Origin of the sequence: Nocardioides donggukensis (assembly GCF_014842875.1) — a bacterium.
GTDB lineage: Bacteria > Actinomycetota > Actinomycetes > Propionibacteriales > Nocardioidaceae > Nocardioides > Nocardioides donggukensis.
In genome coordinates, this window is the sequence record NZ_JACYXZ010000002.1 from 81,778 (window position 1) to 103,071 (window position 21,294).

Sequence of the window (21,294 nt, forward strand, 5' to 3'; positions counted from 1 at the left end):
CGTGGACGACATCGACGACCTCCTCGCTGCCGTCGCCTCAGGGCCGCAGGGCCCCGAGGTCGGCGCGTTCTTCGACTTCGACGGCACGCTGATCCACGGCTACTCCGCCGCCCTCTACTTCCGGGAGCGGCTGGCCAGCAGGGCGGTGAGCCCGCGCGAGCTCGTCGGCACGCTGGTCGAGGTCTTCAACATGCAGCAGCGCGGGCACGACGTCACGCGCCTGGTCGGGGTCGGCCTCGGCGCGCTGACCGGCACACCCCTGACCGACCTGGAGGAGATGGGTCAGCAGCTCTTCCGGACCCGGATCTCGGGCCAGCTCTACCCCGACGCCCGCCGGCTCGTCCGGGCCCACCTGCGCGCCGGGCACACCGTCGCCCTCGCCTCCTCGGCCACCCGATTCCAGGCACAGGCCGCCGCTGAGGACCTCGGCATCGAGCACCTGCTGGTCACCGAGGTGGAGACGCTCGACGGCATCGTCACCGGCCGGGTGGACGGGCCGATCCTCTGGGGGCCGGGCAAGGCCTCGGCCGTGCTGGCGTTCGCCGAGGAGCGCGGACTCGACCTCACCGAGTCCTACGCCTACGGCAACGGGGGAGAGGACGTCCTCTACCTCGAGACCGTGGGCCGACCCCGGCCCCTCAACGCCGACAGCACCCTCACCCGGGCCGCGGAGGAGCGCGGCTGGACCGTGCACCGGTTGCACCGGCAGCCGCGCCTGACCCCGGCCAACGTGGTCCGGTCGGCCGCGTCCTTCGCCGGCCTGGCCACGGGAGTCGCAGCGGGGCTGGGGATGGGACTGGTCAACCGCGACCGACGTACGGCGCTCACGGTGGCCGCCGCGATCAGCTCCGAGCTCGCCCTCGCCGGCGCCGGCGTCTCCCTGGAGGTCGAGGGTCAGGAGAACCTCTGGCGCTCGCGCCCGGCGGTGTTCGTCTTCAACCACCAGAGCCAGCTCGACGTCGTCGTCCTCGCCGCGCTCCTGCGCCGCGACTTCACCGCGGTCGCCAAGAAGGAGCTCGCCAAGGATCCCACCTTCGCCGCGATGGGCTGGCTCGCCGACGTCGCCTACGTCGACCGCACCGACAAGGTCGCCGCCCGCGAGGCCCTCGCGCCGGCCCTCGAGAGCCTGGCGGCGGGCACCTCCCTGGTGATCGCCCCCGAGGGCACCCGCTCGCCCACGCCCCGGCTGCTGCCGTTCAAGAAGGGGGCCTTCCACCTGGCGATGCAGGCCGGGGTGCCGATGGTGCCCGTGGTCATCCGCAACGCCGGCGAGATCATGCCGGCCCACTCGATGATCCTCTCGCCGGGCACGGTGCGGGTCCGGGTGCTCGCGCCGGTGCCCACCGACGACTGGACCGCCGGCAACCTCGACGAGCAGGTCGCCCGGGTCGAGAGGCTGTTCGCCGACACCCTCGACGACTGGGACACCTCACCGGAGTGACGGGGTGAGACCCGTGGCGGGCCCCGGCCCGGGCCAGCGGGTCTATCCCTCGCCGCCCGCGAGCAGGGACCGCCCCCGGACCAGGAAGGCGCGTGCCGCCGCCGCGGGATCCGACTCGGTGAGGAGATCGGCGTAGCGGAGGACGGCGAGCCGCCCGGCCGACCAGTACGCGTCGTCGGGCCGGTCGTCCGGGTGCCACGGGGCGACGTAGACGTAGGGCAACGGCTCGGGGCCCGGGCCGGCGTCCCTCGACACGTCTCCGGGCGAGAACCCGTAGCTCGCCCGGCTGGTGCCGGCCGGGTCGCCGATCTCGATGGCGGGATCGAAGTGCTCGGGCCAGAGCTGGGGCTCGCTGGCGTGCGTGGACGCGTCGTCCATGGAGAGGGCCTCGAGGATCCCCCATCCGAACCCGAACCACGCCGCGAGCGCCGCGGCGTCGTCCGCGTCGACACCCAGGTCGGCGTCGAGCGGGCCGGGCTCGGGGATGTCGAGCCCCGCCGCCCACGCCACGTCGGGCTCCACCCCGACCAAGGACCCGGCTGCGGCCAACGTCGTGAGCGGCTGGTGCCGGCGGCCGGAGTCGGAGTGGACGACGAGGTCCACACCCTCCACGCCCACCGTCGTCATGCCGTCCGGCCCCGCGAAGGTCGGCGTGGCCAGCCCGCCGGGGGCGACGCGCAGGCCCATCCGGCCCATCGCGTGCCGGCGGGCCGGGCTGACGACGTACGCCGCGACCCGGTGCAGCGCGAGCCTGGTGGCGGGGAAGGAGTCCGCGAGGGGGAGGAGCGGAGCGGTCATGGCGGGGCCTTCGTTCGGGATCGAGGCGGGCTCACATCAGCAGGGGGTCGGTGACGATCTCGACCAGCGAGGGGCCGTCGTGGGCCAGTGCCGAGGCGATCGCGTCGTGGAGCTGGTCGCGCTCGGTGACCCGGACGCCGTACGCGCCGCAGAGCTGGGCGAAGGCGGCGAAGTCGGGGTTGTGCAGGCTGGTCGCCCACACGTCGAACTCGCCGGCCCGCTGCTCCTTGCTGATCTTCCCCAGCTCGTGGTTGTTGAGCAGGACGTGGGTGATGCCCATCCCGTACTTGACCGCGGTCGTCAGCTCCATCGCGTACTGACCGAACCCACCGTCGCCCGAGACGGAGACGACCTTGCGGGTGTCGCCGACGGCCGCCCAGGCACCCATGGCGGCCGGGAGCGCGAAGCCGATCGAGCCCAGGTAGCCCGACATCAGGACGTCCTGGCCGGCCACCTCGAAGTAGCGGCCGAACGAGTAGGTGTTGTTGCCGACGTCGACGCAGATCACGGCGTCGTCCGGGGTCTGGTCGGACAGCTCGGCGAAGACCGAGGCGGCGTTCATGCCCCGGCCGTGGTCGTCGGTGCGGCGGCTGGCCTTCTCCTCGCGCCAGATCCGCCACCGGTCGGCGATCACCGCGCGCTGGTCGACGCACTCCCGCTCGCCGCCGAGGCCCGCGGCCAGGAGGCGGGCGGTGGTCGCCACCGCACCCTGCAGGCCGAGGTCGACGGGGTGGTGCCGACCGATGGCCATCGGGTCGTGGTCGATCTGGATGATGGGCTTGTACGGCGCGATCCCGGTGTGGTTCGAGAACGAGGCGCCGAAGGCGACCACGAGATCGGACTCGTTCATCAGCCAGCTCGCGACCGGGGTGCCGCTCCGCCCGAGGACGCCGCAGCCGAGCGGATGGTGGTCCGAGATCGCCCCCTTGGCCTTGAACGTCGTGATCACCGGCGCACCGATGAGCTCGGCGAGGGCGACGACGCCGTCTATGTCGGCGCGCGCGCCCTGGCCGACCACGATGACCGGGCGCTCGGAGCGGCGGATGCGCTCGACCGCCTCGGCGACGACCTCCGGGGGTGGGGAGATCTCGCGTGGCCCGGTCCGACCATCGGGTCCGGACGCCTGCTGGTTGGAGGGCTCGACCTGCACCTCGTCGGGGAAGATCAGGTGCGCGACGTCCTTGTCCACGATCGCGGTCTTGCACGCGAGCGTCATCAGCTCGGCGTGGTCCGCGGAGGCCAGCACCACCTCCCCGAAGCGGGCCACGTCCTTGAACGCGTTAGCCAGGTCCATGTCCTGGAACGCGCCGCGCCCCTTGGTCTTCGACGGGACCTGCCCCGACAGCGCCAGCACGGGTGCGCGGTCGACCTTCGCGTCGTAGAGGCCGGTCAGCAGGTTGGTGGAGCCGGGCCCCGCGATGCCGAAGCAGGCGGCCAGCCGCCCGGTGAGCTTGCCGTACGCCGTGGCGGCGAACGACGCCGCGCCCTCGTGCCGGATCCCGAAGTAGCGCAGGTCACCGCGTTGCTCGGCGCGGTGCATCGCGTCGGCGAACCCGAGGTTGGAGTGGCCGACCATCCCGAACACGGAGTCCACTCCCCAGTTGACCATGGTCTCGACCATCACGTCCGACACGGTGCGCCCGGGGGCGACCTCGGCGGGGAGCGCCACGTAGACGCCGTCGTCGCGCACCTCGCTGGCGTACGCCTCGGGGGCGTCGTCGAAACCCTCCGGCGGCTGGCCGTTGCACGGGCTGTAGTCATAGCCGTGCCAGGGGCACCGCAGCCACCCCTTCTCGATCGACCCCTCGCCGAGCGGACCACCCTGGTGCGGGCAGCGGTTGCTCATCACCCCGAACGCGCCGGCCGCGTGCGTCACCGCCAGGGTGCGTCGACCCACGCTCACCGTGGTGACGCGACCCTCCGGGAGCTCGTCGACGCCGAGCACCCGGTGCCACTCGAATGCTCCCTCGGGCACGGCGACGGGTTCGGCGGACGGTCGATCGGTGGCGCTCATCCTGACCCACTCCTGTGGCTGGTCGCGGGCACCGCGCCAGCTCCTCCTCACCTCACCATGGCACTGCGCGCGGCGCCGGGCAATGCCGGAGGGGCGCCGTACGCCGGGCGCCGTACGTCGCCCTCGCTCGTGGCCGAGGCAGCGCTCAGAGCATGGAGCCCAGGTCCGACCCGACGGTGGGGTAGGCGGCCGTCGCGGACCTCAGCTGTCGGGTCGTGAGGCCGAGCTTGATGGCCAGGCCGAAGGTGTTGACCAGCTCGGCGTACTCCGGCCCCAGCAGGTGCGCGCCGACGACCCGGTCGTTCGACCGGTCGACCAGGATCTTCGCGGCCGCCGTCGTCTCCCCGATCCGGTACTGCGAGTACCAGCCGCTGGTGTCGGAGTAGCGGACACCGAGGTCGATGCCCCGGTCGCGCGCCTCCTGCTCGAGCATGCCGACGCGGACCAGCTCGGGGATGGTGAAGACCGCGGTGGGGATCCCGGAGTAGTCCGGGGCGGCGCTGGTCCCCTTGAGCATGTTGGACGCGGCGACCTTGGCCTCGGAGACCGCGACCGGAGTCAGGGGCATCCCGGCGGTGTCCGCGGAGTCCCCGGCCGCCCAGACCGCGGGGTTGGTCGTGCTCCGGAGGTGGTCGCTCACCCTCACCCCACGGTCGCCCCACTCGACCTCGGCGTGGTCGAGTCCCAGGTCGGACAGGTCGGGGACCCGTCCCGCGCCGTGGACGACGAGGTCGGTCTCGATCGTCTCCCGGACGCCTGAGCGTTCCAGCGTGACCCGGTGGCCGCGATCGGTCCGCTCGACGCCGGCGATGGTGGTGGAGCGGCGCAGGTCGACGCCGACCTCGTCGCCACGGTCGACGAGGAGCTCCACGAGGTCCGGGTCGAAGCTCTTCAGCGGGCGCTCCCCGCGGTCCACGATGACAACCGAGCTCCCGGCCCGGGCCGCGAGGTGCGCGAACTCGAAGGAGATGAATCCACCCCCGACGAACAGGATCCGCGGCGGGAGGGCCTCGAGGTCGAGGAAGTCGGTGCTGTCGACCAGGTGCTCGTGACCGTCGAAGTCGAGGAGGCGGGGCCGTGCTCCCGTGGCGATCAGGAAGCGGTCGGCGTCGACCGGGACTCCGTCGATCTCCATCCGGTGGGTCCCGGTGAACCTCGCGCGGCCGTGGAGCGTGTCGACGCCGTTGCCGGTCAGCCCGTCCTCCATGGTCGTGGGGACCGGGTCGGTGAAGCCGTGCTTGTGCTTCATCAGGTCCGCCCAGTTGATGGACAGCCCGGCCTCGTCGATGCCTCTGCCGCGCATCAGGCGCGCACCGTCGATGACCTCGGCGGCCCGGCGCAGGATCTTCTTGGGGTCGCACCCCCGGAGGGCGCACGTTCCTCCGTAGGGGAGGGAGTCGACGATCGCCACCCGCCACCCCTGGGCGGCGCACTTGTTCGCGGCGGCGACGCCGGCCATGCCGGCCCCGACGACCATCAGGTCGTACCTCTGCGTCATGCCTGGTGCTCCTTCGCGGTGACCTCGGTGGTCGGCACCGGGCGCCGCCCGTGCCTCGCCCAGCGTGCCCCGCCGACCAGGGCCAGCAGGAGCCCGAGGCCGATCAGTGCCCAGCTCTGCAGGGACAGGCCGGCGACCGCCCCGAGCACCCCCAGGGACAGCAGCAGCGGCAGTCCGCAGCACAGTCCGACGGCCCCGGCGACGGCGGCGATCGGCCCGAAGGTCGTCATCCGCTCAGGCACCCGTGAGCGCCTCTCGCATCTGCTGCAGCGTGGGCGCACCCTCGAACCCGTCGGGGGTGGGGTACCTCCGGCACGACAGCCCGACCTGCAGGCCGGGCTGGGCGAAGGCGTCCACGCCGTCGACCAGGATGCTGGGGGAGCCGAGGAAGCCGATGCGCTCGGCCTCCTCCGGGGTCGAGACGAGGTGACGCGTCACGCTCAGGTCGGGACGCTCGGCCGAGAGCTCCCTCAGCCGCTCGTCTGCGAGCCTCCAGTTGGGGCAGTCGTCGAAGTAGAGCAGTGTGATGTCCATGTCAGCGACGCTAGACCTTGATCCACGGTGCAAGGTCAAGCCGTAGGATGGGGACATGCGCATCGGAGAAGTCGCCGACGCCGCGGGCCTGCCGGCGCAGACCATCCGCTTCTACGAGCGCCGGGGCCTGCTCCCGTCACCGCGACGCGGCCCCAACGGCTATCGCGAGTACGACGCCTCGGTGCTGACCCAGCTCGCCTTCATCCGCAGCGGTCAGGCGGCCGGGCTCACCCTCGTCGAGCTGGCGGGGATCCTGGACCTGCGTCGCGACGGCGCCGTCCCCTGCGCCCACGTCGACGAACTGCTCCGCACCAAGCTCGGGGTCGTGCACGAGCGGCAACGAGAGCTCGTCCTCCTCGAGCAGGAGATCGAGGGCCTCCTGGGCCGCAGTGGCCGGCTCGACCCCGCGGACTGCACCGACAGCACCATCTGTCACATCCTCGTGCCGGACTCCTGAGGGGTCGGCGTCGCCGCCGGACCGCGGGAGCGGAGCGTCTCCGGCCGGCCCGTTGCGCTCCGGTGGCGCACGGAGGAGTGTGTGGACACGGGGAGTCGCACACCCCAGTGGCCGGTGGGCCACCTGCCGGCCGCCATCGCGGGGCCAGAGAGGCCTCGGGTTCCTGCTCTGGAGGAGGCATCATGCGCACATCTCATCTCGTGGCGACGGCCACGCTCGCCCTCGGGCTGGTGGCCGGGACGGGCGGCACCGCGTGGGCGGGGGGTGTGGAGCGCTTCACGCTGCCGGACGAGCAGTTCCCGGTCGACAACCCGTGCACGGGCGCGTCCACCCTGCTCACGCTCACCGACCAGCAGCTGCTCGTCCGGGAGGCCGAGGACGGCAACGGCGCGTTCCACATCACCCAGCACGTCGCTGCCGACTGGCACACCGAGGACGGCTTCAGCGGGCGCTTCCGCGACAACTTCGGCGTCACCGACGCCGACCCGGGCACGTTCACCGACTTCGTCCTCCACCAGCAGGTCCGCTTCGTCGGCCGGAACGCGTCCGGTCGGGTCGCCAAGTTCCGCGGCAGCTACGTGGTGCGGCAGACGCCGGACGGTCCCCGCGCGCAGGTCGAGTTCGAGGAGGCGACCTGCGTCGGGCGGTAGCCGCCCGGAGCCCGATCGCGGTCGGGAGTCAGAAGATCCCGGCGTAGGCGTTGAGGGCGGGCTGCCCGCCGAGGTGGGCGTAGAGCACGGTGGAGTCGCGGCCGATCTCCCCGGAGCCGACGAGGTCGATCAGGCCGGCCATCGACTTCCCCTCGTAGACCGGGTCGATGATCATGCCCTCGAGCCGCCCGGAGAGACGGATGGCCTCGATCGTGGAGTCCACGGGGATGCCGTAGAGATCCCCGGCCCAGCCCTCGAGCACCTGGATCTCCTCCTCGCGCAGCTCGCGGCCGAGGTCGATCAGCTCGGCTGTGGACCGGGCGATCCGCGCCACCTGGTCGCGCGTCCGGGCCAGCGTGGCCGAGGCGTCGATGCCCAGGATCCGCCGCGGACGGGTGTCGCCGCTCTCCTGGAGGGCGGCGAAGCCGGCGATCATGCCGGCGTGGGTGGAGCCGGTCACCGTGCAGACGACGATCGTGTCGAAGAAGACGCCGAGCCGGCGCTCCTGCTCGGCCACCTCGAAGGCCCAGTTGGCGAAGCCGAGCCCTCCGAGCCGGTGCTCCGAGGCCCCGGCCGGGATGCCGTACGGCTTGCCGCCGGCGGCCTCGACCTCGTGCAGGGCGTCCTCCCACGACGTACGGATGCCGATGTCGAAGCCGGCGTCGTCGAGGCGCACGTCGGCGCCCATGATCCGCGACAGCAGGATGTTGCCGACCCGGTCGTTGCCGGGGTCGTCCCAGTCGACCCACTTCTCCTGGACGAGCCGGCACCCCATGCCCAGCCTGGCGGCGACGGCGGCGACCTGTCGGGTGTGGTTGGACTGGTATCCGCCGATGGAGACCAGCGTGTCGGCGCCCTGGGCCAGCGCATCCGGGACGATGTACTCGAGCTTGCGGGTCTTGTTGCCACCGAACGCCAGGCCGCTGTTGCAGTCCTCGCGCTTGGCCCAGAGCTCGGCGCCACCGAGGTGGTTGCTCAGCCGCTCGAGCGGGTGGACCGGGCTGGGCCCGAAGGTGAGCGGGTGGCGGGGGAAGTCGGCCAGTGACATGGACGGGCTCCTGGGTCGGGTCAGACGACGGTGGGCAGCTTCGACAGCGCCTCCGCGACCGACGCCTGGATGTCGTCGTCCTCGAAGGCGTGGTCGGTGACGTCGCCGGCCAGGTACGCGTCGTACGCCGCCAGGTCGAGGTGGCCGTGCCCGCAGAGGGCGGTGAGGATCACCTTCTCCTCGCCGGTCTCGACGCAGCGCTGCGCCTCCTCGACGGCGGCGGCGATCGCGTGCGTCGGCTCCGGCGCCGGCACGATGCCCTCGGTGCGCGCGAAGAGGACGCCGCCCGCGAAGCACTCGGTCTGGGGCTTGGCCACCGCCTCGATCTCGCCGGTCTCGTAGAGGTGCGAGATCAGCGGGCTCATGCCGTGGTAGCGCAGGCCGCCGGCGTGGATCGGGTCGGGGACGAAGTCGTGGCCGAGCGTGTGCATCTTCATCAGCGGGGTCATGCCCAGGGTGTCGCCGAAGTCGTAGGCGTAGGTGCCCTGGGTCAGTGACGGGCAGGCGGCCGGCTCCACGGCCCGGACCGTCGGCGACATCCGGCCGGCCCACTTCTCGCGCAGGAACGGGAACGCCAGGCCGCCGAAGTTCGAGCCGCCCCCGGTGCAGCCGACGAGCAGGTCGGGGGTCTCGCCGATCTTGGCCAGCTGGAGCAGGGCCTCCTCGCCGATGATCGTCTGGTGCAGCAGGACGTGGTTGAGCACGCTGCCCAGCGCGTAGTTGGTGGCCGGGTCCTGCGCGGCCATCTCCACCGCCTCGCTGATGGCGATCCCGAGCGACCCCGTGGAGTCGGGGTCGCGGGCCAGGATCGTGCGCCCCGCCTCGGTGAGGTCCGACGGGCTCGGGTGCACGGTGCCGCCGAAGACCTCCATCATGATCTTGCGGTAGGGCTTCTGGTCGTACGACGCCCGCACCTGCCAGATCTCGCACTCCATGTCGAACTGCGCGCACGCGAAGGCCAGGGCCGTGCCCCACTGTCCGGCGCCGGTCTCGGTGGTCAGCCGCCGCACCCCGGCCTTGGCGTTGTAGAAGGCCTGCGGGACCGAGGTGTTCGGCTTGTGCGAGCCGGCCGGCGAGACGCCCTCGTACTTGTAGTAGATGCGGGCCGGCGTGCCCAGGGCCCGCTCCAGCCGGTGCGCGCGGTAGAGCGGGCTCGGCCTCCACAGTCGGTAGACGTCGAGCACCTCGGGCGGGATCTCGACGTACTGCTCGGTCGAGACCTCCTGCAGGATCAGGTCCATCGGGAAGAGCGGGGCCAGGTCCTCGGGGCCGACCGGCTGACCGGTGCCCGGGTGCAGCACCGGGGGAGCGGGCGAGGGCAGGTCGGCGAGGACGTTGTACCAGCGGGTCGGCATCTCGTCCTCGTCCAGCAGGATCTTGTGCTGCTGCGGATCTCCCATGGCCGGCCTCCCGTGCCTCGCGTGTCCCCCCACGACTCCTCGGACCCTAGTGGGTGGCGCTGGGCCGGTCGAGGGATCGTCGCCGGCTGGTCGCTCTGCTCGTCGCGGCACCTCTGCCATCGTGGGCCCATGACCACGCCAAGGACCGAGGGACGGACCGCACTGCCGGAGCGGATGCGGGCCGCGGTGACCACCCGCCACGGCGGGCTCGACGCGATCGAGGTGCGCGAGCTGCCGGTCCCGGAGCCGGGCCCGGACGAGGTGCTGGTGCAGGTGGGTGGGGCCGGGTGCAACAACACCGACCTGTGGACCCGGGAGGGTGCCTACGGCACCGCGGAGGACCCGGACGCGAAGGCCGGCTGGCTCGGGCCGATCGACTTCCCACGGATCCAGGGCGGGGACGTCGCGGGGACCGTGGTGGCCGCGGGGGAGCGGGCCCCCGGGTCGCTGGTGGGCTCACGGGTCCTGGTGGACCCGGCGCACTACGACGGGCCCGGCCCGGACGCCCTGCCCGACGACATCCTCGGCAGCGAGCGGGACGGCGGCTTCGCGGAGTACGTCGTGGTGCCGGCCGCCCGGGCCCACCCGGTGGACGGGTCGCCGCTCACCGATGTCGAGCTCGGCGCCCTGCCCATCGCCTACGGCACCGCCCTGGGCATGCTCGAGCGCGCGGCTGTGGCGCAGGGCCACACCGTCCTGGTCACGGGCGCCTCCGGCGGGGTCGGCCTGGCCGCGGTCCAGCTGGCCACGGCCCGGGGCGCGCGGGTGGTGGGGGTGTGCAGCGGCAGCAAGCGGGACGGCGTACGGCGGGCCGGCGCCGAGGCGACCGTGGACCGCACGCGCGGTGCCGTCCTGGCCGACGCGTCGGCGGCCGTCGGGACCGGCTACGACGCGGTGATCGACGTCGCGGCCGGCCCGCTGGTGGGCCCCGGACTCGGGCTGCTGCGCCCCGGGGGCCGCTGGGTGGTGGCCGGGGCGCTCGACGGGTGGGCGGTCGACCTCGACGTCCGCCGGCTCTACCTGACGAACCTGGCGCTGCTCGGCTCGACCATGCACACGCCCCGGATCTTCGAGCTGTTGGTGGAGATCGCCCGGCGGGGCGAGGTCCGCCCCGTCGTCGCCGCCACGTTCGGCCTCGACGAGGTGCCGGCCGCCCAGGAGGAGCTGGCCCGGCGCGGGCACGTGGGCAAGCTCGTCATCGTGCCCTGAGAGCGCCCCGGACGAACGCTGGACAAAGATTGGACAAATTCCCATCCGCGGGTGGAGTGTGCTCCGAATCACGGTCGGAACCAGGTGCGGGGACCCGGCTCCACACTCCATCCGAACCGAAGGGAAAGAACGATGAAGAACCGCATCGCAGCCATCGGCCTCACGGCCGCCCTCGCGTCCGCCGCCGTGGCGGTCCCTGCCTCGTCGGCCTCGGCCGGCGACGGCCACCCCCACCCCGGGACGACCAGCCTGGTCGAGGTGCTGGCCGCCGACGGCGTCGGCTTCGACCGCAACTGGAAGGACTTCGACATCGTCGAGCGGGCGGCGCTCACCGTCCTCGAGGCCAAGCCGTCCAGCCCGGTCGGCGTGCTCGCCGACGGCCGGGAGGCGCTCACGGCCTTCGTGCCGACCGACCGTGCGTTCCGGCGGTTGGTGCGTGACGTCACCGGCACGCCGCCGCGCAACGAGCGGCAGACCTTCCAGGCCGTCGCCACCCTCGGCGTCGACACGATCGAGGCCGTGCTGCTCTACCACGTCGTCCCCGGCGCCACGATCGACTCCGCGCAGGCGGCGAAGTCCGACGGCGCGAGGCTCGACACGGCGCTGGGCGAGACCGTGACGGTGGACGTCCGTCCGAACCGGATCTACCTGATCGACAAGGACTACGACGACCGCAACCCGCGTCTGGTCCCGAAGCTGCTCGACATCAACGAGGGCAACCGGCAGATCGCGCACGGCATCCACCGGATGCTGCGCCCGATCGACCTCTGACCGGGTCGCGCCGGTCCCTCGACCGGCCACTCGATCGGCCAGTCCCCGCGACCCGGGGGCGGGCCGGTTGACGTCAGAGCACCTCGGTGCCGTACATCTCCCCGAGCGGATCGGCGATGAGCTCGATCCGGGCGCCGTCGGGGTCGCGGAAGTAGACCGAGACGTCGCTGTGCACCTCGTGCTCGACACCGGCGTCCTGCAGCCTGCGGACCAGTCGCCGCCACCGCTCCGGGGCGACCGAGATCGCCACGTGGTGCAGGCCGCCCAGCACCTCGGCGTACGGGCCGACGTCGAGGCCGGGGAAGTCGAAGAAGGCGAGCAGGTTCTGGTTGCCGATGTCGAAGAAGAAGTGCGAGGAGCCGGGGTAGTCACGGTTGTCGACGAGCTCGGTCAGCGGGAACTCCAGCACTCCCTGGTAGAACTCGACGGTCCGCTCGACGTCGCTGCTGATCAGGGCGGTGTGGTGCAGGCCGCGAGCCGAGGAGTCGGGTCGTTCGGCCGCGGGGCGCAGGTGCCGCTCCCGGATCCGGTCCCGCTCGGCCTCCAGCGCGGCCAGGTCCGGCGTCCCCGACGCGGGGTGATTCTCGCTCACGGCGTCCTCCTCGGTCGTCTGCCCTCAGGATGACAGGTGCGCGGGCTAGCCTCACGCCATGGAGCCCGACGAGTACCAGCGCCACGACGCGACCGACCTGGCCGGCATGGTGAGCCGCGGTGAGGTCACCGCCGCCGAGCTGCTGGCCCTGGCCCGGCGGCGCCGGGACGAGGTGAACCCCTCCCTGAACGCCGTGGTCGCCGATCTCGGCGGAGAGGCCGACGAGCGGGCCGCCGACCCCTCGCTGGCCGGGCCGTTCGCCGGTGTCCCGTTCCTGGTGAAGGACCTCGGGCAGGAGTACGCCGGGTTCCCGACCTCCAACGGCTCCCGGTCGCTGGCCGCCGACGTGGCGGACCGGCACGCGCTCGTGACCCAGCGGTTCCTCGACGCCGGGCTGGTCGTCTTCGGCAAGACCAACACGCCGGAGTTCGGCGCCAAGGGCGTCACCGAGTCAGAGCACTTCGGCCCGGCCCGCAACCCCTGGCACACCGGGCACACGCCCGGCGGCTCCTCGGGCGGGTCCGGTGCGGCGGTCGCGGCCGGGATCGTGCCCGCCGCCGGCGCCAACGACGGGGGCGGGTCGGTGCGGATCCCCGCCGCCTGCAACGGGCTGGTCGGGCTGAAGACCAGCCGAGGTCTGGGCCCCTACGGTCCGCAGACCGGCGAGGTGATGTTCGGGATGGTCACCCAGGGGGTGGTGTCGCGGACGGTCCGGGACAGTGCCGGGCTGCTGGACGCGATCATCGGGCCGGACCCGCGGGCCGGCTACCAGGGTGCGACCCACGACGTCGCGTTCGTCGACCGGATCCGCGAGGCGCCGGGCCGGCTCCGGATCGGCTACTCGGCGTCCTCCGCGATCAACGCCAGCCCCGACCCGGAGGCGGTCGCGGCCGTCGAGGGTGCCGCCCGGCTCCTGACCGAGCTGGGCCACGACGTCGAGGAGGTGGCGCCGCCACACGACGACGAGGCCCTGGCCCGGGACTTCCTGACGATCTGGTTCGCCCAGCTCTACGGCCAGGTCGCCGACGTCAAGCAGCGGCTCGGCGCCAAGGACAGCCAGTTCGAGGCCGACACCCTCGCCACCGCCGAGCTCGGCCGGGCCGCCGGCATGCTCGGGCTGCTGCGCGCGCTGCAGAACGTGAACGGCTACATCCACTCCCTCGCGGACTTCCACGAGCGCTACGACTACTTCCTCACGCCGACCCTGGCCACCCCGCCGCTGCCGGTCGGCGTGACCACGACACCGGACCGGCTCCAGAAGGCGTCGCGGATCGTCAGCCGGCTCCGCGGCGGCAAGGTCCTGGCCGCGACCGGCGTGCTGGAGGAGATCATCTCCGAGAACATCGGCTGGGTCCCCTACACCCAGCTGGCGAACCTCACCGGACGGCCGGCGATCAGCGTGCCGCTGCACTGGACCGCGGCCGGACTGCCGCTCGGCGTCCAGTTCGTCGGCCGCCTCGGCGCGGACGGCGACCTGCTGCGGCTGGCGGCGCAGCTCGAGGAGGCCCAGCCCTGGATCCAGCGCTTCCCGGCCCCGGTCACCGCGGGCTGAGCGCCGCCGCGCGATCAGGCTACGAGCAGCCCGACCCCGAGCACGCTGAGGCCGAGCGCCAGCACCAGCCCGCCGGCGTACACCAGCGCGACCAGGCGATTCGGACGCTCGCGTCCCCTGCCCATGGAGGACAGGAAGAAGCCGGCCGGCATCAGGATCGCCGCGATCGGCACACCGCTCCGTGCCGCCCAGTCCCAGCCGACGGGCAGATCGGCGGCGTCGGCGAGCGGCTGGCAGAGCAGGCCGAGGATGAGCAGCACGCCGGCGTGCGCGTGCCCGGCGCGGGCGAAACCCGCCTGGAACTCGGTCACGCCCCCGCGCTGCCACAGCCGGACCAGGTACACGCCCCCGGTTTCCACGGTGACGAGGGACAGCAGCAGGATCCCCGCGAGGATCCGGCCCTCGTCCGAGAGCACGAGCTCCGACATCTCGACCTCCTCGCGGGCGACGACCGGCCGCTCCTGCTGGCCCTCCATCGTAGGCCCGATCCCGCGGGGTCCGGCCGGCCGCTGGAAGCCGGGGGCCGTCCCGCCGGGTTACCGTGCCGGTCAGGTCACGAGGGACGGGACGAGGTCGCATGCTCGAGATGATCGCCACCGGCGCGTTGGCGGGAGCCCTCATGGGCTTCGTGCTTCAGCGCTCCGACCTCTGCTTCCACTCGATGTTCGCCGGCGCGTGGCAGGGGCGCACCCGTCTGCTGCGCGGCTGGCTGCTGGGCGTCTCCCTCGCCTCGGTAGGCCTGTCGCTGGTCTACCTCACCGAGTGGTCGTCGGGGCTCAACACCGGCCTGGCCTTCCGCCCGGTGCAGAACGTCGTCGGCGGCGTGATCATCGGCGTCGGCATGGTGGTGGCCCGCTCCTGCGTCTCCGGGCTGTTCTACAAGCTCGGTGCCGGGATGCTCGGCGCGGCGGTCGGGATCACGGCCTGGGTGCTGGGGGAGCTGGCCGCGACCAACGTCTCCCTCGACGGACCGACCGTCCTGGCCGGGGGTGAGGCGGGCACCCTCCCGGCCGTCCTCGGTCTGCCCCGGCTGCTGGTGGCCCTGGTCCTGCTCGGCGGTGTCGTGGCGCTGCTCTGGGGGCGCCGCGGCGTGCGCGGTGCCGGCTCCGATCGGAGTCGGGCCTGGTCCTGGCCGCGGATCGGTGTCGGGCTGGGCGTGGTGACCGTGGCCGGGTGGCTGCTGGCAGGCCTCGGCGGCTCCTCGTTCGGCCCGAGCACGGTCGGTGCCGCGAACAGCGTCCAGGCCGGTCGGGTCAACTGGTGGCTGGTCGCCTTCCTGTTCGGCATCGTGCTCGGCGCCCACCTCTCCGCGCGGCAGTCCGGCCGGTGGCGGCCCCGGGGCGAGAACCCGGTCCGGTTCCTCCAGCTGGCGGCCGGCGGTTTCCTGCTCGGCGCGGGTGGCTGGATCGCCGGCGGCTGCAACCTGGGGCACGGCGTCTCCGGCGTCGCCCAGCTCAACGTCAGCTCGTTCGTCGTCGTCGCCGCGATGGCGCTCGGCGTCCTGGCGGCCGGCAGGGCGCGATCCAAAGCGTCCCGTCCCGCTTGGCTCCCCACCCCCACCCGATAGTCGACGAAGTTCGAGTCGTCGGATCCGCTCCAGGACGACTCGAACTTCGTGGACTATCGAGCATGGGGGGCAGACTGGGGTGACCTCATGTCCTCCGAGACGAACGGATCCTCGATGCGCGAACTCTTCACCGACGAACACGATGCCTTCCGCTCGGCCGTGGGCTCGTTCCTCGACAAGGAGGTGGTGCCGCACCACGAGCAGTGGGAGGCGGACGGGGTGGTCTCCCGGGAGGTGTGGCAGGCCGCCGGGCGCCAGGGCATGCTCGGGATGAACCTCCCGGAGGAGTACGGCGGGGGCGGCAGCGACGACTTCCGCTTCAACGCGGTCGTCACCGAGGAGATGGCCTACCGGGGTCTGCACGGCGCGGCGTTCTCGCTGTTCAACGACATGATCGCGCCGTACTACGGCTCGCTGGCGACCGACGAGCAGAAGCGCCGCTGGCTGCCCGGACTGACCTCCGGGGACCTGATCGCCGCGATCGCGATGACCGAGCCGGGCACCGGCAGCGACCTGCAGGGCATCCGCACCACGGCCGCCGACCAGGGCGACCACTACCTGCTCAACGGCGCGAAGACGTTCATCAGCAACGGGATCCTCTCCGACCTGGTGATCGTGGTCGCGCGCACCGAGCCGGACGCGGGGGTGAACGGCTTCAGCCTGCTCGTCGTGGAGCGCGGCATGGACGGCTTCGGCCGGGGTCGCAACCTCGACAAGATCGGCCAGCACGCCCAGGACACCGCGGAGCTGTCCTTCGAGGACGTGCGGGTCCCGAAGGAGAACCTCCTCGGCGAGGCGGGCCAGGGCTTCTACTACCTGATGACGAACCTGTCCCAGGAGCGGCTCTCGATCGCGGTCGCCGGCGCCGCGGCCATCGAGGCGGTCCGGGACCTGGCCGTCGGCTACGCCAAGGAGCGGCAGGCGTTCGGCCGGGCGATCGGCTCGTTCCAGCACAACCGGTTCGTGCTCGCCGAGATGGCGACCGAGGCCAGCCTGGCTCGGGTCTTCGTCGACGACTGCCTCAAGAAGCACCTCACCGGCGACCTGGACGCCGCGACCGCGAGCATGGCGAAGTGGTGGGTCACCGAGACCCAGAAGCGGCACGTCGACACCGCGCTGCAGCTGCACGGGGGCTACGGCTACATGCGCGAGTACCCGATCGCCCGGGCGTTCCTCGACAGCCGGGTGCAGACGATCTACGGCGGGACCACCGAGATCCAGAAGGAGATCATCGGGCGGTCGCTGGGGCTCTGACCGGCCGCTGGGGCCTACGGGCGACGCCCCTGGAACGTGTCGCCGCCCGTAGGCTCCTGCCGCCGCCGCGACGAGAGTCGCGAGCGACGGGTGGAAGCAACGCTATCCGTCCCGGCCCCCAGGGGCGAGCGCGTCGGGGTGCGGGGGAGCCGAAACCGTCCGATCGGGTGAGCGGAACTGCCCGATCGGGCGACAGCGCGAGCGCGCTAGCCTCGCCGTCATGCCCGCCCCACCCCCAGTCCCACCCGCCGAGGACCTCGACGACGCCCTCGACGACGCCCGGCCGCGCGACGACCTCCGGCACCCCGTGAGGCTGGCCGGCCCGCCCCGGCGCGTGGTCTCCCTGGTCCCGTCGATCACCGAGTCCCTGGCGGCGACCGTCCCGGAAGCGCTGGCCGGGGCGACCGACTGGTGCACCCATCCGGCGGATCTCGACGTGCCGCGCGTGCGGGGCACCAAGAACCCCGACCTCGCCGCGATCGTCGACCTGACGCCCGACCTTGTGATCGCCAACCAGGAGGAGAACCGCGAGCTCGACGTACGCCGGCTGCGCGAGCGCGGGATCGAGGTCTGGGTGACCGTGACCGAGACGCTGGACGGCGCGCTCGCCTCGCTCGGCCGGCTCTTCGACGAGGCGTTCGGGGTGGCGCCGCCGTGGCTGGCCGAGGCGGCGACCGAGTGGGCGTCGCCGGGCGAGCCGCTGGGCCGGGCCTCGGTCGCCATCTGGCGGGACCCGTGGATGGTCGTCGGCCGGGACACCTTCACCGGCGACCTGCTCGCGCGGCTCGGCCTGGCCAACGTCCACGCCGACGCGCCGGACCGCTACCCAGCCGTGGAGGTGGCCGACATCGAGGCCCGGCACCCGGACGTGGTGCTGCTCCCGGACGAGCCGTACGTCTTCACCGCTGACGACGGCCCGGAGGCCTTCACGGTCCCCACCCGCCTGGTGAGCGGCCGGCTGCTCACGTGGTACGGCCCCTCACTGGTCGGGGCGCGGTCCGCCCTGGTGGCGGCCGTGGCGCCGGTCCGCTAGAATTACTAGGACGTCCTACTAATTTCGCGGGCCGCCCGACCGACGCCGTGCCCGCTCCCCAGGGAGAGCCACCCGTGAGCGACCTGCACACCCCCGTGAACCCGGTCCGCTTCGTGACCGCCTCGAGCCTCTTCGACGGCCACGACGCCTCGATCAACATCATGCGCCGGATCCTGCAGAGCCAGGGCGCCGAGGTCGTGCACCTCGGTCACAACCGCAGCGTCGCCGAGGTGGTCGACGCCTGCCTCGAGGAGGACGTGCAGGGCGTCGCCGTCTCCTCCTACCAGGGCGGCCACGTCGAGTACTTCGAGTACCTCGTCTCCTCCCTGCGCGAGCGCGGCGCCGGGCATGTCAAGGTGTACGGCGGCGGGGGCGGCGTGATCGTCCACGACGAGATCGAGCGGCTCCGCGCGTCCGGGGTGACGATCTTCAGCCCCGAGGACGGCCAGCGGATGGGCCTGGTGGGGATGATCAACTCCATGGTCCGCGACTGCGACCTCGACCTGTGGGCGCTGGGCCAGGCCCCGGCCGAGGCGGTCGTCGCCGGCGACCGGGCGTCGGTGGCGCGGGCGATCACCGGTGCCGAGCAGGGGGACCTGCCCGAGGACATGCTGGCCGCGCTGCGCGACGCCGCCGCGGCGCGGACCATCCCGGTGCTGGGCATCACGGGCACCGGAGGCTCCGGCAAGTCCAGCCTCACCGACGAGCTGGTCCGTCGGTTCCGCGTCGACCAGCAGGACAAGCTGCGGGTCGCGGTGGTCGCCGTCGACCCGACCCGCCGCCGCGGCGGCGGAGCCCTGCTGGGGGACCGGATCCGGATGAACTCCCTCGACGGGGACCGGGTCCTCTTCCGCAGCGTCGCCACCCGGGGCAGCCGCGAGCTCCCCGAGCACCTCGACGACGTGATCACCGTGCTCAAGGCGGCCGGCTTCGACCTGGTCGTCGTCGAGACCCCCGGCATCGGCCAGGGGGACGCCGGGATCCTGCCCCACGTCGACCTGCCGATCTACGTCATGACCCCCGAGTTCGGCGCCGCCTCGCAGCTGGAGAAGATCGACATGCTCGACTTCGCCGAGGTCGTCGCGATCAACAAGTTCGAGCGTCGCGGCGCCCTCGACGCGATGCGGGACGTGGGCCGGCAGCTGGTCCGCAACCGGGAGGCCTTCGGCAAGCGGCCCGAGGACATGCCGGTCTTCGGCACCAGCGCCGCGACGTTCAACGACGACGGCGTCACCGCCCTCTACCAGCACCTGCGCGGGCTCCTGCAGGAGCGCGGGCTGCCCGTGGAGGAGGGCACGCTGCCGGCGGTCGACGTCCGGCACTCCAGCGGCATCGCCCAGGTGGTGCCCACCGACCGGGTCCGCTACCTGGCCGAGATCACCGAGACGATCCGCGGCTACCACGCCCGCACCGACGAGCTGGCCGAGGCCGCCCGCCGGGTGCAGCGGCTCGAGGCGGTGCACGCCGAGCTGGTCGAGGGTGGTTTCGAGACGGGCGCTGGGGCGCCCTCCTCAACCACCGGGGTCGAGGGTGGTTTCGAGACGGGCGCTGGGGCGCCCTCCTCAACCACCGGGGTCGAGGTGCCCTCCTCAACCACCGGGGTCGAGGCGCCCTCCTCAACCACCGGGGGCGGGGCGCCCTCCTCAACCACCGGGGCGGCGGACGCGGTCGGTCGGCTCCTCGAGCAGGCCCGCAAGGACCTCCCGCACGAGCTGGCCGACCAGGTCGCCGGCTGGGCCGACGTCGTCGAGTCCTACTCCGGGGACGAGCAGGTCGTGGTCGTCCGCGACAAGGAGATCCACACGAAGCTGACCCGGGAGTCGCTCTCGGGCAACAAGATCCGGCGGGTGTCGCTGCCGCGCTGGACCGACCACGGCGAGCTGGTCCGGTTCTGGCGCCGGGAGAACCTGCCCGGCCACTTCCCGTTCACGGCCGGCGTCTTCAAGTTCAAGCGCGACGGCGAGGACCCGGCCCGGATGTTCGCCGGCGAGGGCGACCCCTTCCGGACCAACCGCCGCTTCAAGCTGCTCTCCCACGACGGCGAGGCGACCCGGCTCTCGACCGCGTTCGACTCGGTCACCCTCTACGGCCGCGACCCGGACCCGCGCCCCGACGTCTACGGCAAGGTCGGCACCTCGGGTGTCTCGGTCGCGACGCTGGACGACATGAAGGCGCTGTACGACGGCTTCGACCTGACCGCGCCCGACACCAGCGTGAGCATGACGATCAACGGCCCGGCCCCGACCGTGCTGGCGTTCTTCCTCAACACCGTCGCCGACCAGCAGGTCGAGAAGTTCACCGCCGAGCACGGCCGGGAGCCGGACGCCGAGGAGCGCGCGCTGCTCGCCGCCGACGGCCTGGCGCAGGTGCGAGGCACGGTCCAGGCCGACATCCTCAAGGAGGACCAGGGCCAGAACACTTGCCTGTTCTCGACGGAGTTCTCCCTGCGGATGATGGCCGACATCCAGGAGTGGTTCATCCAGCACAAGGTGCGGAACTTCTACTCGGTGTCGATCTCCGGCTACCACATCGCCGAGGCCGGGGCGAACCCCATCAGCCAGCTCGCGTTCACGCTCGCCAACGGCTTCACCTACGTCGAGGCCTACCTGGCGCGCGGCATGGACATCGACGACTTCGCGCCGAACCTGTCGTTCTTCTTCTCCAACGGCATGGACCCGGAGTACTCGGTCATCGGCCGGGTCGCCCGCCGGATCTGGGCGGTGGCGATGCGCGACAAGTACGGCGCGAACGAGCGCAGCCAGAAGCTGAAGTACCACGTCCAGACCAGCGGCCGCTCCCTGCACGCCCAGGAGATGGACTTCAACGACATCCGCACCACGCTGCAGGCCCTGATCGCGATCTACGACAACGCCAACAGCCTGCACACCAACGCCTACGACGAGGCCGTCACCACCCCGTCGGAGGAGTCGGTGCGCCGGGCCCTCGCGATCCAGATGATCATCAACAAGGAGTGGGGCATGGCGATGAACGAGAACCCCCTCCAGGGGTCCTTCGTCATCGACGAGCTCACGGACCTCGTCGAGGCCGCGGTGCTGGCCGAGTTCGACCGGATCAGCGAGCGCGGCGGCGTCCTCGGGGCCATGGAGACCGGCTACCAGCGCGGCCGGATCCAGGACGAGTCGATGCTCTACGAGCACCGCAAGCACGACGGCTCGCTGCCGATCGTCGGGGTGAACACGTTCCGCAAGCCCGAGTCCGGCGATGGCACCCCGGACCACATCGAGCTGGCCCGGGCCACCGAGTCCGAGAAGGAGTCACAGCTGACCCGGGTGCGCGACTTCCAGGAGACGCACCGCACCGAGGGCGAGCAGGCCCTGGCCAGGCTCAAGGAGGCCGCCATCGGCGGGGAGAACGTCTTCGCCGTGCTGATGGACGCCGCCCGCGTCTGCTCGCTGCAGCAGGTCACCGAGGCGTTCTTCGAGGTGGGTGGGCAGTACCGCCGCAACGTGTGAGGC

At 72.4% G+C, this 21,294-nt stretch carries 19 protein-coding genes; 10 read left to right on the forward strand and 9 right to left on the reverse strand.

The window, feature by feature from the left end; all coding sequences use genetic code 11:
- Position 1: 1 nt before the first annotated feature.
- On the forward strand, positions 2-1,441 hold the full coding sequence (locus tag IE331_RS16945; protein WP_192141923.1) for an HAD-IB family hydrolase: 1,440 nt from the start codon (positions 2-4) through the stop codon (positions 1,439-1,441).
- A 42-nt stretch (positions 1,442-1,483) separates the two neighbouring features.
- Here IE331_RS16945 and IE331_RS06750 read toward each other — a convergent pair whose 3' ends face one another.
- The 5 genes from IE331_RS06750 to IE331_RS06770 form a co-directional block, all read right to left on the reverse strand.
- Positions 1,484-2,239, reverse strand: coding sequence for a hypothetical protein (locus tag IE331_RS06750; protein WP_192141924.1), 756 nt, complete (start codon positions 2,237-2,239; stop codon positions 1,484-1,486).
- A 31-nt stretch (positions 2,240-2,270) separates the two neighbouring features.
- On the reverse strand, positions 2,271-4,253 hold the full coding sequence (locus IE331_RS06755; RefSeq protein WP_192141930.1) for a thiamine pyrophosphate-dependent enzyme: 1,983 nt from the start codon (positions 4,251-4,253) through the stop codon (positions 2,271-2,273).
- A 145-nt stretch (positions 4,254-4,398) separates the two neighbouring features.
- Positions 4,399-5,751, reverse strand: coding sequence for a dihydrolipoyl dehydrogenase family protein (locus tag IE331_RS06760; protein WP_192141932.1), 1,353 nt, complete (start codon positions 5,749-5,751; stop codon positions 4,399-4,401).
- Positions 5,748-5,993 carry a hypothetical protein gene (locus IE331_RS06765; protein ID WP_192141935.1) on the reverse strand — a complete coding sequence of 82 codons (246 nt, stop codon included), beginning with the start codon at positions 5,991-5,993 and terminating at the stop codon, positions 5,748-5,750. Before IE331_RS06765 ends, IE331_RS06760 begins: the two co-directional genes overlap by 4 nt.
- Complete coding sequence (locus tag IE331_RS06770) at positions 5,986-6,285, reverse strand: thioredoxin family protein (RefSeq protein WP_192141937.1); 300 nt, start codon at positions 6,283-6,285, stop codon at positions 5,986-5,988. Before IE331_RS06770 ends, IE331_RS06765 begins: the two co-directional genes overlap by 8 nt.
- A gap of 55 nt (positions 6,286-6,340) precedes the next feature.
- On the opposite strand from IE331_RS06770, the gene IE331_RS06775 reads away from it, so the two are divergent.
- Positions 6,341-6,742 carry a heavy metal-responsive transcriptional regulator gene (locus tag IE331_RS06775; RefSeq protein ID WP_192141939.1) on the forward strand — a complete coding sequence of 134 codons (402 nt, stop codon included), beginning with the start codon at positions 6,341-6,343 and terminating at the stop codon, positions 6,740-6,742.
- A 182-nt stretch (positions 6,743-6,924) separates the two neighbouring features.
- Complete coding sequence (locus tag IE331_RS06780) at positions 6,925-7,392, forward strand: hypothetical protein (RefSeq protein WP_192141941.1); 468 nt, start codon at positions 6,925-6,927, stop codon at positions 7,390-7,392.
- Positions 7,393-7,420: 28 nt separating this feature from the next.
- Here the strand turns inward: IE331_RS06780 and IE331_RS06785 are convergent, their stop codons facing one another.
- Positions 7,421-8,440, reverse strand: a complete 1,020-nt coding sequence (locus IE331_RS06785; protein WP_192141944.1) for a 1-aminocyclopropane-1-carboxylate deaminase — start codon at positions 8,438-8,440, stop codon at positions 7,421-7,423.
- A gap of 20 nt (positions 8,441-8,460) precedes the next feature.
- Positions 8,461-9,840, reverse strand: a complete 1,380-nt coding sequence (locus tag IE331_RS06790) for a TrpB-like pyridoxal phosphate-dependent enzyme (RefSeq protein ID WP_192141946.1) — start codon at positions 9,838-9,840, stop codon at positions 8,461-8,463.
- 129 nt (positions 9,841-9,969) lie between these two features.
- Between IE331_RS06790 and IE331_RS06795 the strand changes: the two genes are divergently transcribed.
- A complete protein-coding gene (locus IE331_RS06795; RefSeq protein ID WP_201931335.1) occupies positions 9,970-11,049 on the forward strand; it encodes a zinc-binding dehydrogenase in 1,080 nt (359 codons plus the stop codon).
- Between the two features lie 132 nt (positions 11,050-11,181).
- Positions 11,182-11,820 carry a fasciclin domain-containing protein gene (locus IE331_RS06800; protein ID WP_192141948.1) on the forward strand — a complete coding sequence of 213 codons (639 nt, stop codon included), beginning with the start codon at positions 11,182-11,184 and terminating at the stop codon, positions 11,818-11,820.
- Positions 11,821-11,893: 73 nt separating this feature from the next.
- Here IE331_RS06800 and IE331_RS06805 read toward each other — a convergent pair whose 3' ends face one another.
- Complete coding sequence (locus IE331_RS06805) at positions 11,894-12,412, reverse strand: VOC family protein (protein ID WP_192141950.1); 519 nt, start codon at positions 12,410-12,412, stop codon at positions 11,894-11,896.
- A 58-nt stretch (positions 12,413-12,470) separates the two neighbouring features.
- On the opposite strand from IE331_RS06805, the gene IE331_RS06810 reads away from it, so the two are divergent.
- Positions 12,471-13,964, forward strand: coding sequence for an amidase (locus IE331_RS06810; RefSeq protein WP_192141952.1), 1,494 nt, complete (start codon positions 12,471-12,473; stop codon positions 13,962-13,964).
- Between the two features lie 14 nt (positions 13,965-13,978).
- Here the strand turns inward: IE331_RS06810 and IE331_RS06815 are convergent, their stop codons facing one another.
- On the reverse strand, positions 13,979-14,440 hold the full coding sequence (locus IE331_RS06815; protein WP_201931337.1) for a hypothetical protein: 462 nt from the start codon (positions 14,438-14,440) through the stop codon (positions 13,979-13,981).
- A gap of 101 nt (positions 14,441-14,541) precedes the next feature.
- Between IE331_RS06815 and IE331_RS06820 the strand changes: the two genes are divergently transcribed.
- From IE331_RS06820 to IE331_RS16485, 4 genes are all read left to right on the forward strand, one after another.
- The gene (locus tag IE331_RS06820) at positions 14,542-15,531 is read left to right on the forward strand and encodes a YeeE/YedE thiosulfate transporter family protein (protein WP_192141954.1); all 990 of its coding nucleotides are present in this window, start codon (positions 14,542-14,544) and stop codon (positions 15,529-15,531) included.
- A 114-nt stretch (positions 15,532-15,645) separates the two neighbouring features.
- Positions 15,646-16,785 carry an acyl-CoA dehydrogenase family protein gene (locus tag IE331_RS06825; RefSeq protein WP_318646787.1) on the forward strand — a complete coding sequence of 380 codons (1,140 nt, stop codon included), beginning with the start codon at positions 15,646-15,648 and terminating at the stop codon, positions 16,783-16,785.
- 220 nt (positions 16,786-17,005) lie between these two features.
- Positions 17,006-17,818, forward strand: a complete 813-nt coding sequence (locus tag IE331_RS06830) for a helical backbone metal receptor (protein ID WP_225579664.1) — start codon at positions 17,006-17,008, stop codon at positions 17,816-17,818.
- 74 nt (positions 17,819-17,892) lie between these two features.
- On the forward strand, positions 17,893-21,291 hold the full coding sequence (locus IE331_RS16485) for a methylmalonyl-CoA mutase family protein (protein WP_318646788.1): 3,399 nt from the start codon (positions 17,893-17,895) through the stop codon (positions 21,289-21,291).
- The last annotated feature ends 3 nt before the right edge of the window (positions 21,292-21,294 follow it).

Bases quoted from the DNA above. Each gene is read 5' to 3' on its own strand.
- IE331_RS06825 (WP_318646787.1), top strand. From the start codon at position 15,646: ATGCGCGAACTCTTCACCGACGAACACGATGCCTTCCGCTCGGCCGTG.
- IE331_RS06830 (WP_225579664.1), top strand. From the start codon at position 17,006: ATGCCCGCCCCACCCCCAGTCCCACCCGCCGAGGACCTCGACGACGCC.
- IE331_RS06770 (WP_192141937.1), bottom strand. From the start codon at position 6,285: ATGGACATCACACTGCTCTACTTCGACGACTGCCCCAACTGGAGGCTC.
- IE331_RS06780 (WP_192141941.1), top strand. From the start codon at position 6,925: ATGCGCACATCTCATCTCGTGGCGACGGCCACGCTCGCCCTCGGGCTG.
- IE331_RS06810 (WP_192141952.1), top strand. From the start codon at position 12,471: ATGGAGCCCGACGAGTACCAGCGCCACGACGCGACCGACCTGGCCGGC.
- IE331_RS06760 (WP_192141932.1), bottom strand. From the start codon at position 5,751: ATGACGCAGAGGTACGACCTGATGGTCGTCGGGGCCGGCATGGCCGGC.
- IE331_RS06800 (WP_192141948.1), top strand. From the start codon at position 11,182: ATGAAGAACCGCATCGCAGCCATCGGCCTCACGGCCGCCCTCGCGTCC.
- IE331_RS06820 (WP_192141954.1), top strand. From the start codon at position 14,542: ATGCTCGAGATGATCGCCACCGGCGCGTTGGCGGGAGCCCTCATGGGC.
- IE331_RS06790 (WP_192141946.1), bottom strand. From the start codon at position 9,840: ATGGGAGATCCGCAGCAGCACAAGATCCTGCTGGACGAGGACGAGATG.
- IE331_RS06785 (WP_192141944.1), bottom strand. From the start codon at position 8,440: ATGTCACTGGCCGACTTCCCCCGCCACCCGCTCACCTTCGGGCCCAGC.
- IE331_RS06815 (WP_201931337.1), bottom strand. From the start codon at position 14,440: ATGGAGGGCCAGCAGGAGCGGCCGGTCGTCGCCCGCGAGGAGGTCGAG.
- IE331_RS06750 (WP_192141924.1), bottom strand. From the start codon at position 2,239: ATGACCGCTCCGCTCCTCCCCCTCGCGGACTCCTTCCCCGCCACCAGG.
- IE331_RS06795 (WP_201931335.1), top strand. From the start codon at position 9,970: ATGACCACGCCAAGGACCGAGGGACGGACCGCACTGCCGGAGCGGATG.
- IE331_RS06775 (WP_192141939.1), top strand. From the start codon at position 6,341: ATGCGCATCGGAGAAGTCGCCGACGCCGCGGGCCTGCCGGCGCAGACC.
- IE331_RS06755 (WP_192141930.1), bottom strand. From the start codon at position 4,253: ATGAGCGCCACCGATCGACCGTCCGCCGAACCCGTCGCCGTGCCCGAG.